Source organism: Streptomyces sp. NPDC007264 (genome assembly GCF_042869095.1).
Lineage (GTDB): Bacteria > Actinomycetota > Actinomycetes > Streptomycetales > Streptomycetaceae > Streptomyces.
Genome location: NZ_JBIAFD010000005.1, coordinates 1 through 12557, shown reverse-complemented (window position 1 = coordinate 12557; position 12557 = coordinate 1). Strand labels below are relative to the sequence as shown.

9 protein-coding genes are annotated in these 12557 nt (G+C 74.8%); 4 read left to right on the top strand and 5 right to left on the bottom strand.

Features of this window, described 5'->3' with window-relative positions; all coding sequences use genetic code 11:
• Window positions 1–11 precede the first annotated feature (11 nt).
• From ACFYMU_RS09410 to ACFYMU_RS09390, 5 genes are read right to left on the bottom strand one after another with little or no spacing between them, the layout of a single operon-like run.
• Entirely contained in the window at window positions 12–881 is an 870-nt protein-coding gene (locus ACFYMU_RS09410) for a biotin-dependent carboxyltransferase family protein (protein WP_388370366.1), read from the bottom strand.
• Entirely contained in the window at window positions 878–1495 is a 618-nt protein-coding gene (locus tag ACFYMU_RS09405) for an allophanate hydrolase subunit 1 (protein ID WP_388370364.1), read from the bottom strand. Before ACFYMU_RS09405 ends, ACFYMU_RS09410 begins: the two co-directional genes overlap by 4 nt.
• Entirely contained in the window at window positions 1492–2244 is a 753-nt protein-coding gene (locus ACFYMU_RS09400) for a LamB/YcsF family protein (protein WP_388370361.1), read from the bottom strand. Before ACFYMU_RS09400 ends, ACFYMU_RS09405 begins: the two co-directional genes overlap by 4 nt.
• Before the next feature lie 22 nt (window positions 2245–2266).
• Window positions 2267–3088, bottom strand: a complete 822-nt coding sequence (locus ACFYMU_RS09395) for a putative hydro-lyase (RefSeq protein ID WP_388370359.1) — start codon at window positions 3086–3088, stop codon at window positions 2267–2269.
• Complete coding sequence (locus ACFYMU_RS09390) at window positions 3085–4404, bottom strand: MFS transporter (RefSeq protein ID WP_388370356.1); 1320 nt, start codon at window positions 4402–4404, stop codon at window positions 3085–3087. The genes ACFYMU_RS09395 and ACFYMU_RS09390 overlap by 4 nt, the downstream gene beginning before the upstream one ends.
• A 174-nt stretch (window positions 4405–4578) precedes the next feature.
• On the opposite strand from ACFYMU_RS09390, the gene ACFYMU_RS09385 reads away from it, so the two are divergent.
• From ACFYMU_RS09385 to ACFYMU_RS09370, 4 genes are read left to right on the top strand one after another with little or no spacing between them, the layout of a single operon-like run.
• Window positions 4579–5286 carry a GntR family transcriptional regulator gene (locus tag ACFYMU_RS09385; RefSeq protein WP_388370353.1) on the top strand — a complete coding sequence of 236 codons (708 nt, stop codon included), beginning with the start codon at window positions 4579–4581 and terminating at the stop codon, window positions 5284–5286.
• Between the two features lie 53 nt (window positions 5287–5339).
• On the top strand, window positions 5340–6866 hold the full coding sequence (locus tag ACFYMU_RS09380; protein WP_388370350.1) for a hypothetical protein: 1527 nt from the start codon (window positions 5340–5342) through the stop codon (window positions 6864–6866).
• 37 nt (window positions 6867–6903) lie between these two features.
• A complete protein-coding gene (locus tag ACFYMU_RS09375; protein WP_388370347.1) occupies window positions 6904–7782 on the top strand; it encodes a hypothetical protein in 879 nt (292 codons plus the stop codon).
• Window positions 7783–7834: 52 nt separating this feature from the next.
• Window positions 7835–12469: a hypothetical protein gene (locus ACFYMU_RS09370; RefSeq protein WP_388370344.1), complete on the top strand. Its 4635-nt coding sequence runs from the start codon at window positions 7835–7837 to the stop codon at window positions 12467–12469.
• Window positions 12470–12557 lie beyond the last annotated feature (88 nt).

Sequence of the window (12557 nt, the reverse complement as noted above, 5' to 3'; positions counted from 1 at the left end):
GAGCCGGTCGGCTACCGGCGGCCCACAGCGGTGAAGCGGACGGGGGTGCCCGGGGCCGCCTGGGCGGCGGCCGCGAGGTCGGTGGCCCGGACGACCGCGATCACCGGGTAGCCCCCGGTGGTCGGATGGTCGGCCAGGAACACGACCGGTCTGCCGTCGGGCGGCACCTGGACCGCCCCCAGCACCATTCCCTCGCTGGGGAGTTCACCGGTCCGGGCGCGCTCCAGGGCGGGCCCCTCCGTGCGCAGGCCGATGCGGTTGCTCGCGGAGGACACGCGGTACGCGCGCGTGACGAGCGTGCGCACCGCGTCCGCCGTGAACCAGTCGTCGCGGGGCCCCGGCGTCACCCGCAGCACCAGCTCGGCCGGCGGACCCGGCTGCGGAACGGCGTCCACGCGTGCGGGAGGGCCGGCGGGTCTCCCCAGCGGCAGCACGGCACCGTCCGTGAGCGGTGGCGGGCCGAGCCCGGAGAGCAGGTCCGTGGAGCGGCTGCCGAGCACCGGCTCCACGGCCACCCCGCCCGAGACACCGAGGTAACTGCGTACCCCGGAGCGCGCGGGCCCGATGTCGAGCAGCGCGCCGGCCGGTACGCGCACCGGTGCGCCCCAGGGCGCGGGCCGCCCGTCCACGGTGACCGGGCAGGGCGCGCCGCCGACCGCGACGGTGACCGCGGAACGCGGCCGCACGGCGCAGCCGTTCAGCGTGGTCTCCAGCACGGCCGCCTCCGGCGGATTGCCGACCAGCCGGTTGACGAGTGCCGCGGCGGGCGCGTCGAGGGCGCCCGAGCGGGGCACCCCGAGGTGGGCGTGGCCGGGACGTCCCAGGTCCTGCACGGTGGTCAGCGCCCCGGCCCGTACGACGGCGAGCGCGCGGTCCGTCATCCCCGCCCCACCGGGACGAAGCGGACGAGGGCGCCCGGGGCGAGCAGCGCGGCCGGCACCCGTGTGTCGTCCCACAGCACCGTGTCGGTCGTGCCGATGAGCTGCCAGCCGCCCGGCGACGAGCGCGGGTACACGCCGGTGTACGGTCCGGCGAGCGCCACCGAGCCGACGGGGACGGCGGTGCGCGGGGTGGCCCGGCGGGGCACGGCACGGTGCTCCGGCAGGCCGGTGAGATAGCCGAAGCCGGGCGCGAAACCGCAGAACGCGACCCGGAACCGGGCCGCCGCGTGGATGCGTGCCACCTCGTCCGGCGGCACACCCCACAGTGCGGCCACATCCGGCAGGTCGGGGCCGTCGTACCGTACGGGGATCTCGATCGCCTCCTGCGCGCGCGCAGGGAGCGGCGGGACCTCCCAGCCCGCGAGGCGGGCCGCGAGCCGGGCGGGTTCGGCGAGTCCGTCGAGGAGGACCGTACGGGCCGCGGGGACGATCTCGCGGACCGCCAGCTCCCCGGCCGTCCGGCGGCGCAGCAGCTCGGCGTGCAGGGCCTGGGCCTGCTCGCCGGAGGGGAGTTCGACGAGCAGCGCCTCCTCGCCGACGGGCAGCACCCTCATGCGAAGGCCCCCACACGGATTCCGGAGGACTCCAGGGCGCCGCGCACCCGGCGGGCCAGGGCGACCGCGCCGGGCGTGTCGCCGTGCAGGCACAGGGAGCGGGCCCGGACGGGGATGTCCCGCCCGGAGTGCGAGGGGACGACTCCGAAGCGGGCGAGGCTGACCGAGCGCTCCACGACCGTGTCGGGGTCGGTGACCACCGCGCCGTCCCGGCCGCGCGGCACGAGCGTGCCTTCCTCCGTGTAGGCGCGGTCCGCGAACGCCTCCGTGACGACCGGGAGCCCGGCCTTCTCGGCCACTTCCAGGAACCGTGATCCGGGCAGCCCGAGCACGGGCAGCGCGGCGTCGGCGAGGAGCACGCCGTCGACGACCGCCTCGGCCTGCCGCTCGTCGTGGACCACCCGGTTGTAGAGCGCGCCGTGCGGCTTCACGTAGGACACCCGGGAGCCCGCGGCGCGGGCGAAGACCTCCAGCGCACCGATCTGGTAGGCGACCTCGGCGGCCAGTTCCTCGGGCGGCACCTCCATCGCGCGCCGCCCGAAGCCGGCCAGGTCGCGGTAGGAGACCTGGGCGCCGATCCGTACGCCGCGCTCGGCCGCCAGCTCGCAGACCCGTCGCATGGTGGCCGCGTCCCCCGCGTGGAAGCCGCAGGCCACGTTGGCGCTCGTGACGACGGACAGCAGCCGCTCGTCGTCGGTGAGCCGCCAGTGGCCGAAGCCCTCGCCGAGGTCGGCGTTCAGATCGATCATGGTCCCTCCCGGTCGTCCGGCGTCACACGACGCGGTACTTGTCGTCGCGGGCGTCGGTGATGAACATCTGTCCCGGTGCGTGGGTGATGGCGAACGGCGGGCGCGAGGCCATCACCGCGGCCTGCGGGGTCACTCCGCAGGCCCAGAACACCGGGATGTCGTCCGGCGCGGCGTCCACCGGGTCGCCGAAGTCGGGCCGGCCGAGGTCGTCGACGCCGAGGCCCGAGGGGTCGCCGCAGTGTACGGGGCCGCCGTGCACCGCCGGCAGCAGACTGCTCTCCCGGATCGCCGCTCCCAGGTGCTCGGGCGGAACCGGGCGCATGGACACCACCATCGGGCCGTGCAGCCGTCCCGCCGGACGACACTGGCGGGCGGTCACGTACATCGGGACGTTGCGGCCCTGCTCGACGTGGCGCAGCGGGACGCCCGCCGCGGTGAGCGCCCACTCGAAGGTGAAGCTGCAGCCGATGAGGAAGGACACCAGGTCGTCGCGCCAGTGGGCGAGCACGTCCGTCGGCTCGTCCACCACCTCGCCGTCCCGCCACACCCGGTAGCGGGGCAGATCGGTGCGCAGGTCGGCGCCCTCGGCGAGGGCCGTCGTCCAGGAGCCGGCGTCCGTGACGTCGAGGAGGGGGCACGGCTGCGGGTTGCGCGCGCAGAACAGCAGCATGTCGTACGCCCAGGACGCGGGGACCGAGATCAGGTTGGCCTGGGTGTGGCCGGCCGAGGTCCCGGCCGTGGGGCCGGCGAGCCCCGCCCGGAAGCGGGCCCGGGCCTCGGCGGGGCGCCATGCGTGCGCCTGCTCGTCGACGAGGGTCAGGGGGCGGTCGTCCGTACGGTTCACCGGAGCTCCTTCCCGCGCGTCTCCGGCAGCCCCAGCAGGGCCAGCGCCGCCAGGCCGTATCCGAGCGCGCCGAAGACCAGCGCACCGCCCACGCCCCAGCTGTCGGCCAGGAAGCCCACCAGGGTCGGGAAGACGGCGCCCACGGCGCGGCCCGTGTTGTACGTGAAGCCCTGCCCCGTGCCCCGCACCGCGGTCGGATACAGCTCGCTCAGGTAGGACCCGAAGCCGCTGAAGATCGCCGACATGCAGAACCCGAGCGGGAAACCGAGCACCAGGAGAAGGGTGTCGGCGCCGCTGGGGATGTTCGCGTACGCCAGGACGCAGATCGCCGAGAGCAGGGCGAAGAGCCAGATGTTGCGCCTGCGGCCCAGGCGGTCGGTGAGATGACCGCCGGTGAGGTAGCCGATGAAGGCCCCGGAGATCAGGAACGTCAGGTACGAGCCGGTGCCGACGACGGAGAGGCCGCGCTCCGTCTTCAGATAGGTGGGCACCCAGGTCGCGAGCGTGTAGTAGCCGCCCTGGACGCCGGTGGAGAGCAGCCCGGCGAAGACCGTGGTGCGCAGCAGGCCCGGCGCCTCGGCGGTGCCCGGCTTGAAGATGGCCGTGAAGGAACCCTTCCGGGTGCTCCGTTCGCGCTGGGCCGCCGCCTGGGGGGCGTCGTGCACCCGGCGGCGTATCCAGACCACCAGCAGGGCGGGCAGCGCGCCGGTCCAGAACATCACGCGCCAGGCCATGTCGTCGCCCACGAAGGAGAAGACCAGGGTGTAGACGACGACGGCCAGGGCCCAGCCCACGGCCCACGAGCTCTGGATCGCGCCGAGCGTGCGGCCCCGGTGCCTGGCGCTCGCGTACTCGGCGACCAGGATCGCGCCGACCGCCCACTCGCCGCCGAAGCCGAGGCCCTGGAGGGCGCGGAAGACCAGCAGGGTCTCGTAGGTGGGCGCGAAGCCGCAGGCGACGGTGAAGACGGCGTAGGTGGCCACGGTGACCATCAGGGCCCTGACCCGCCCGACGCGGTCGGCGACCACGCCGGCCACGGCGCCGCCGACCGCCGAGACGACCAGGGTGACCGTGGTGAAGAGCCCGGTCTGTCCGCTGTCCAGTCCGAAGTACGCCGCGAGCGCGACCATGCTCAGCGGCAGCGTGAAGTAGTCGTAGGAGTCCAGGGCATAGCCGCCGAAGGCGCCCGCGAAGGCGCGGCGGCCGCGCGGGCCCAGGGCCCGCAGCCAGCCCAGGGCGCCGCCGTCGGTGACGCGTTCGTCCGTTCCCGGCCGGGTGCCGGAGTCCATGGCCGGTGAGGGAGGGATCGTGCTCATGTGCACCTCGCAGTTGAAGGACGGAGGGTGCTGGGGATCGAGCCTGGCCGTGCGGGACGTTCCGGCGCCGCGGTGGGAGCGGAGCGGTGCCGTGCGAAGCAAGGTAGAGGATCGTTGAACGATCCTTCAATACCCGTGTTGTTTCGTCCTTGTATCTGCGATTGAATTCCGGGCATGACGGAGCAGCTGACGGGACTGGCCGGCGACCGCGCCCTGCTGGGGCGCACCAGCACCGCGGAGCGGGTCTCGGACATCCTCAGGAGCCGTATCGCCGAGGGCTACTTCCCGCCCGGCACCCGGCTGTCCGAGGACAGCATCGGCGGCGCCCTCGGCGTCTCCCGCAACACGCTGCGCGAGGCGTTCCGGCTGCTCACGCACGAACGGCTGCTCGTCCACGAGCTGAACCGGGGTGTCTTCGTGCGGGTCCTGACCGTCGAGGACGTCGAGGACATCTACCGCACCCGCGCCCTCGTCGAGTGCGCCGTGGTAAGGGGCCTCGGCGCGCCGCCGTACGCCCTCGCCGGCCTCGCCGAGGCCGTCGCGGAGGGGGAGCGCGCGACCCGCGAAGGTGACTGGAAAGAGCTGGGCACGGCCAACATCCACTTCCACCGCGAACTGGTGGCGCTCGCGGGCAGCGACCGCACGGACGAACTGATGCGCAGCGTCTTCGCCGAACTGCGCCTCGCCTTCCACGTCGTGGACGACCCGCAGCGGCTGCACCAGCCCTATCTCGCGCGCAACCGGCAGATCCTGGAGACCCTCAGGGCGGGCGAGCGCGACCGGGCCGAGGCACTGCTCGCCGGCTACCTCGACGACTCGCGGGCCGGCCTCGTCGCGGTCTACGGACGCCGCGTGGCCGACGCGGGACAGGACGCCGGCTGAGCGCGTCTGCGTCGTTTGGGCCGTTGTCAGACCGAGGACCTAGTCTGTGCACCGTGACTTCGCCTGCTTCGACGGACCGTGTTCCGCCCCAGCTCAGCGCGGGGCCGCGCCCGGCTTCGGGCCCGGCCGCCGACGAGGGGCTGGCGCGGCGGCTGCGCGCGCTCGCCTGCACCGCGCCGCTGCACGACCTGGACGCGCGCAAGGCCAACCTCGCCGGCGAGTACTCGGTGTACGGGATGGCGGAGGTCGCCCTCGCCGCCATCGACCTGGTCACGCTGAACATGGACTTCGACACGGGCGCCGACCACGACCAGATAGTCGCCCGGCTCATCCCGCGCATCGCCGCCCAGGCCCCGCAGCGCCCCGTCGCCGAGCACGAGCGCGTGGCCCGCTGGGTCCTCGAGAACCTGATCAACGTCGGAAGCGTCGACCGTGGCTTCCGCGCCGTGTACGGCACCTTCGCGCCGGACGGCACGTACGTCCGGCGCGACTACGACTTCAAGCTGATCGAGGAAGTGCCGGGATACGGCGGAAGCGTCTACCTGCGCACCACGGACGAGGCGGTCAACGTCCTCGTCGGCGCTCTCGACACGGACGTCACCAGCGCCCAGATCGCCGCCGAGGTCAAGCTGGAGGTGCTCATCAGCCGCGGCCGCCTCGCCGACGCCCAGCTCGCCGCGGAGCAGGCCCGCTACCGCACCGTGCAGTACTCGGAGTCGCTGCGCAGGGCCCTGGAGGCCACCCGGCGCAACGTCCGCGCGGTGGACTGGCTGAGCGCGGTGCCGGACATGATCGCCGAGGCACTCGACCACGTCGCCGACCGCTACCGCCACGAGAACGCGATCCTCACCAACATCCGCAAGGCCCGCGACGAATCCGAGGACCCCGAGCAGAAGCGGCGCGCCGCCGAACTCGTCGACATCGTCAAGGACTGCATCCGCCGCCACACTCAGCTGCAGTCCCGCCTCCTGGAGGCGGGCCCGCTCTTCCGCGCCGAGCAGGACCGGCAGGCGTTCGCCACGCCGATGACCACGTCGGGGACGGACCTGTACGGACACCTCCTCGCGCCACTGCTGCCGCTCCCGCTGGAACGCGCGATCCGCGTCACCGACGCCTTCTTCACGCACGGGACGGGGCTGCGCACGCCGGCGTCGGTGCGGGTCGGGGATCTCGTCGACCTGCTGCTGACGCCTCCGGTGGAGCGCGAGCACCTCGGGGCCGAGATGCCCGAGCCGGACCTGGTCGCCACGCCGGACGACAGCCGGTTCAGCGAGGAGCAGCTGGCCGCGGCGCTGGAACTGCTCGACCTGTCGGCGGACGCCCCGCGCCGGCTGTCCGGGCTGCTCGCGGACGCACGCCGCCAGGACCCCGACCTGCCCTACCTGGTCGCCCTGCTGGCCGTGCACGCCGCCAGCCCTCCGGTCGGCACGGCCTACCGGCAGGGCGAGGAGAAGCTGCTGTTCGCCGTGGACGACGGCACGGAGCTCGACGACCCCGAGTTCGGCGGCGCCGACCTCGTCGTCGGGACCGCTCTGCTGGATGCGGCGGGCATGGCCGCGGACCGGACAGAGGCGGCATGAGCAGGGACGAGTACCAGCGCAGCAAGGAGCCCCGCCCGTGACCGAGCACGCCGAGTGGAGCGAGCCGGAGGCCGCCGCCGCACCGGTGGGCGCCGCCGTCACCCCCGCCGACGCCGCCGACGCGGCACGGCTCGTCGCCTTCGGGCTGCAGCCCAGGCTGCAGCCCGCACGCGACCTGGAGTACGCCGAACTGCTGCGCCGCTACCGCGAGGACCCGCCGTTCGCACGGCTCGCCGACGCCGTCGCCGCCGGGCTCGGTCTTGTGGTCCTGGAGGTGTCCCCGCGCGCGGGCATGGCCGTCACCGCCGCGGAGGACTCCGTCTTCGCCGTCCGCATGAGCGACTACGCGCGCCGCACCTCGGCCGACTCCGGCGACCGCTTCCTGCACGGGCTCGCCCATCTCGCGGTCGCCGCCCTGTCCTTCCCGCGCCCCGAGGACCTGGCCGACGACGGCTACATCGGGCGGGTCACGGTCCACGGCATCGACGCCTTCGTGCGCCAGGCGTGCCGGCGCCTGGAGGAGCGGGCCGAGGAGCAGGGCGAGAACACCGATCCGGCGACCGGTGCGCCGGGTCTCGAGGCGGCCTGGCGCATCTGGGCCAGACGCAGCGCGACCGGGGCCACCAAGGACGCGCGCAGGCTGGCGGGTTCCACCACCGGCATCGTCGGCAAGGCCGTCGCCTTCCTCACGGACTCCGGGTTCCTGCAGCGCACCGGGGACGAGAACGGCGGCACCTACCGCACGACGGCCCGCTACCAGCTCCAGGTGCGCGACATGGCGGGCAGCGCCGCCCTGTCCGAACTCCTCGACCTCGGCATCGTCCCGGTGACCGACGGCACGGCCACCCTGCTGCCCCCCGAGGACACCGACGACCTGGAGTTGGCGGCGGACGCCGGACTGCCGTTCCACTCCTGACACTCCGCGTTCTTCGAAGACCGAGCACGACCGACGACGAGAGTCCCCCGCCATGTACGAGCTGTCCCGGGTCCGCCTCTATTCCATCGGGCCGGCCGGTGCGCGCTATGCCGACACCGTGCTGGACCTGCGGGGTGTGGGCGATCCGGTGCCCGATCCCGCACCCGTCCAGGCGGAGTTCTTCGCGGAGGAGCCCGCCGGCCCGCCGCGCCGGCCCGCCCCCGCGGGCGTGCTCTTCCTGGAGAACGGCGGAGGCAAGTCCGTCCTGCTCAAGCTGATCTTCTCGGTGATGCTGCCCGGCCACCGCAACACGCTCGGCGGCGCCAGCTCCGGTGTCCTGCGGAAGTTCCTGCTCGCCGACGACTGCGGGCACGTGGCGCTGGAGTGGCAGCACACGCTCACCGGCGAGTGCGTCGTGGTGGGCAAGGCGAGCGAATGGCGCGGGCGCCAGGTCTCCAACGACCCGCGGAAGTTCGCCGAGGCGTGGTACTCCTTCCGTCCGGGTCCCGGGCTCAGCCTCGACAACCTGCCCGTCGCCGAGTCCACCGCCGTGCGGCCGCCGGTGGAGGGCACGTCAGGGGCGCAGGGGCGACGCCGCACGATGAAGGGTTTCCGGGACGCCCTGACGGAGGCGGGCAAGGCGTATCCGCATCTGGAAGTGCACTGGGAGGAGATCCACGACCGCTGGAACGAGCACCTGACGGACCTCGGCCTGGACCCCGAACTCTTCCGCTACCAGCGCGAGATGAACGCCGACGAGGGCGAGGCCGCGGGCCTCTTCGCGGTCAAGAAGGACTCCGACTTCACGGACCTGCTGCTGCGCGCGGTGACCGACACCCGGGACACCGACGGACTGGCCGACCTGGTCAGCGGGTTCGGCAACAAGCTGGGACGGCGCGCCGAGCTGATGGCCGAACGCGACTTCACGGCGGGGTCGGTGGACCTGCTCGGACGCATCGTCGACGCCGCCGGGACACGGGCGCGGGCGCGCGACATCCACGCGGGCGCCGAGCGGCGGACCCGCACGCTGGCACGCCGGCTCGTCGCCCGCGCCGTGCGGGAACGGCTGCGCGCCGCCGACCTGGCCCGGCAGGTGACCGCCGCCGCCCACGCGGTCACGCACGCGGAGGGTGCCCGTGAGCGCAGCGCGCTCATCGCCGCCGAACTGGCCTACCGGCACGCCTCGCTGGCCCTGGCGGGCGCGGAGAAGGCCGCGGCCGCGCAGAAACGGGAGCTCGCCGACGCGCGCCAGCTGTACTCCGCGTGGCAGGCCGCCGAGGCCGTGCTGCGCCATCGTGCCGCCGCCGACCGCTCCGCGCGTGTGGCCGCCGCGATCCGCGAGGCCGAACGGGACGCCGCACCCGCGCTCGCCGCGCGCGCCAAGGCCGCCGTCGATCTCGTACGGGCGCTGCACGCGGCCGCCGAGAGCGCCGAGTCGCTCGCCAACGCGGAGGAGGAGCGCTCCGCCGCACTCCAGGAGGCCGGAGAGTCCGCCCACCGGGACGCGACGACGGCGGCCACGGAGGCGCAGCGCGCCCGCAGCGAGGCGGGACATCTGCGGCAGCGGCTCACCGAGGTCGAACAGGAGACCGCCGAGGCGGTACGCGCGGGCTGGCTGGACGACAGCACGCCCGACGCCGACCCGGCGCGCGCCGCACTCGCCGCGAGCGACGCCGAGAAGACGGCCGTCGCCGCCTGGGACACCGCGCGGGAGGCGTCCCGCCGGGCGTCCGAGCAGGCGCGCGAGACGGCGGCCGCCGAAGCCCGCGCGGAACTGACGGCGGCCCGCGCGGCGGACGCCGCCACGGCCGCCGAGCGGTCCTACCAGGCGGAGCGCGGCACGGCCCAGGTGCTGGCGGCGGAGGAGCGGCTGGCGGAACTGCTCGGCGTGTCCGGCACCGGCGTACGCGGCCGGGTCCCCGGGCCACGGCGCGACGCGGACGCGGCCCCGGCCGACGCGCCGGCCGGGGGAGAAGCCCCCTTCGGCCCCGAGGAACTGGACCGCTTCGCGGACGAACTGCGCGAACTGCTCGACGACTCCGTCTCCTCGGCCGAGCGCCAGCTCTTCGAGCTGCGCACCGCGGCGGCCGACGACGCGCGCATCCTCGGCGCGCTCGGCGACGGCGGGCTGCTGCCGCCCGGACCGGACGTGCTGGCGACGGTCGAGTTCCTCGGCGAACACGGCATCCCGGCCCTGCCGGGCTGGCGCTACCTCGCCCAGGCCGTCGACCCGGTCGACCACGCGCGCGTGCTGACCGCCCGCCCCGAGCTGGTCGACGGCGTGATCATCACCGACCCGGACTCGCACGCCCGGGCCCGCGAGGCGCTGAGCGAGGCGGCCCTGCTGCCGCGCTCCACCGTCGCCGTCGGTACGGCCGCCGCGCTGCTCGCCCCCACCCCGGCCGACGGCCGGGACGGCGGCGACGGCGGTGTGTTCCTCGTGCCGCCGAACCCGGCCATGCACGACGAGCACGCCGCCGACGAGGAGCGGCAGGCGCTGCGCGCGCGGGCCGGCGAACGCGACGAGGAGATCCGCACGCTCGCGGCCCGGCTCGGCAAGGACCGCGAACTCGCGGCCCGGCTCGCCTCGTGGCGTTCCGGCTGCCCGGCGGGCCGGCTCGGTGAACTGGCCGGGACCGCCCGGGACGCACGCGCCTTCGCCGAGGAGGCCGAGGCCGAGCTGGCCGAGGCCCGCACCGCCCGCGCCGAGGCCGACGAGGCCGCGGCCGAGGCGGCCCATGCGCGCGAGGAGCGGCAGGAGGCCGCCCAGAAGGCCCGGCGCGCCGCCGACGCGCTCGCCGGACTCGCCTTCCGGCTGCGCGAACGCGCGGGATGGCAGGTCAAACTGCGCGAACTGGCCGACGACGCGGTGGAGTCGGAGGCCCGTGCCCAGTCGTGCCTGGAGCGTGCCCGCGCCGCCGACGAGGACCGGCGCGCCGCCCAGCGCGCCGCCGACGACGCCCGCCGCACGGCGCGTGCGCTGCGCGCCGAGCGCGCCGAGATCGCGGGCGCCCCCGACGACGTACCGGAGGACGAGGCGGAGGCACCGACGGCGTCCCTGCCCGCCCTCCGGGAGGCATACCGCGCCGCCTCCCAGCTGTACGAGAAGGTCGGCGTCGGTGCCGACCTGCGGGCCGAACAGGCGCGGGCCGAGAGCGACGAGTCCGCCGCCCTCGCCGAGCTGGACCGGCTCAGCAACAAGGTGCGCTCGCGTGCCGAGCAGCTCCTTCAGTCACCGGACGGCTCCGACGGACCCTCCCGGCAGGCCGCCGCCGCGCGTGCCGAGGAGCTGGTGCAGCTTCTGGAGACCCGCATGTCCACGGCGAGCGAGCAGCTCGGCCGACTGCGCGGCGAGGCCGAGCGGCACGCCCCCGAGAACGGCGAGGCCCACACCGAGCTGCCGGAGGAGCTGGTTCCGCGGGACGCCGAGCACGCCCAGGCGCTGCTGCGCACGGCGACCGGCGAACTGGCCGCCCGCACCGAGGCGTTGAGCCAGGCCCGCGAGGCCCACGCCGAACTCCTCGGCGCCCACCGGGCCGCCGAGGACGCGGCGGGCGGCTTCGACGAGATCGCGGCGATGCTCCGTGACCTGTTGCGCGAGCACGCACCCGACGAGGAGCAGGACGAACCGGAGCCCTATCCCGGCACCCTCGAGGAGGCCCGCCGGGCCGCCGCCGAGACCCGCCGGTCGCTGCGCGGCTGCGCCGCGGACCTGTCCGCCGCCGAGGCGGCGGTGCGCGAGGCGAGCGACGTGCTCGTCCGGCACGCCAACTCCACGCGGTACGAACAGGTCCGCACCCCCGCCCGCCAGCAGATCCGGGAACTGCCCGCGTCCGCACTGCCGGAGCACGCCCAGCGGTGGGCGGATGCCTTCGCGCCCCGGCTGAGGGTCCTCACCGACGAACTGGTCCAGCTCGAGCGCAACCGGGACTCGATCGTGGACCGGCTGCGCGGGCTGGTCGAGTCGTCCCTGGCCACGCTGCGGTCGGCGCAGCGCCTGTCCCGGCTCCCCGAGGGCCTGGGCGAATGGTCCGGGCAGGAGTTCCTGCGCATCCGCTTCGAGGAGCCCGACCCGGCCACACTCGCCGAACGGCTCGGTGAGGTCATCGACGACGCGACCCGCGCGGCCGTCAAGAAGAACTCCGATCTGCGCCGCGACGGCATGTCCCTGCTGCTGCGGGGCGTGGGGGCGGCGCTGCGGCCCAAGGGCGTCGCCGTCGAGATCCTCAAGCCGGACGCCGTGCTGCGCGCCGAGCGTGTGCCGGTCGGGCAGATGGGCGACGTGTTCTCGGGCGGGCAACTGCTGACCGCCGCCATCGCGTTGTACTGCACGATGGCCGCGCTGCGTTCCAACGACCGCGGCCGGGACCGGCACCGCCACGCGGGCACGCTGTTCCTGGACAACCCCATCGGCCGCGCCAACGCGACGTATCTGCTGGAGCTCCAACGGGCCGTCTCGGACGCGCTCGGCGTCCAGCTGCTCTACACGACGGGTCTGTTCGACACCACCGCGCTGGCCGAGTTCCCCCTGGTCATCCGGCTGCGCAACGATGCCGACCTGCGGGCCGGGCTGAAGTACATCCGGGTGGAGGAGCACCTGCGGCCGGGACTGCCGCAGCAGCCCCGGGCCGGAGAAGCGGTACACAGCGAGATCACGGCCACACGGATGTTCAAACGGCCCGCCTAGTGCTGTGACCGGGAAGGTTCACCGGCTCGCGACGCCCGGCACGGCTCCCCCACGCTCGGCTGCGCTCGCGCGGGAGGGGCCCCCACCG

Coding starts and splice junctions, on each gene's coding strand:
- ACFYMU_RS09410 (WP_388370366.1), bottom strand. CDS start 881: ATGACGGACCGCGCGCTCGCCGTCGTACGGGCCGGGGCGCTGACCACC.
- ACFYMU_RS09405 (WP_388370364.1), bottom strand. CDS start 1,495: ATGAGGGTGCTGCCCGTCGGCGAGGAGGCGCTGCTCGTCGAACTCCCC.
- ACFYMU_RS09400 (WP_388370361.1), bottom strand. CDS start 2,244: ATGATCGATCTGAACGCCGACCTCGGCGAGGGCTTCGGCCACTGGCGG.
- ACFYMU_RS09390 (WP_388370356.1), bottom strand. CDS start 4,404: ATGAGCACGATCCCTCCCTCACCGGCCATGGACTCCGGCACCCGGCCG.
- ACFYMU_RS09385 (WP_388370353.1), top strand. CDS start 4,579: ATGACGGAGCAGCTGACGGGACTGGCCGGCGACCGCGCCCTGCTGGGG.
- ACFYMU_RS09370 (WP_388370344.1), top strand. CDS start 7,835: ATGTACGAGCTGTCCCGGGTCCGCCTCTATTCCATCGGGCCGGCCGGT.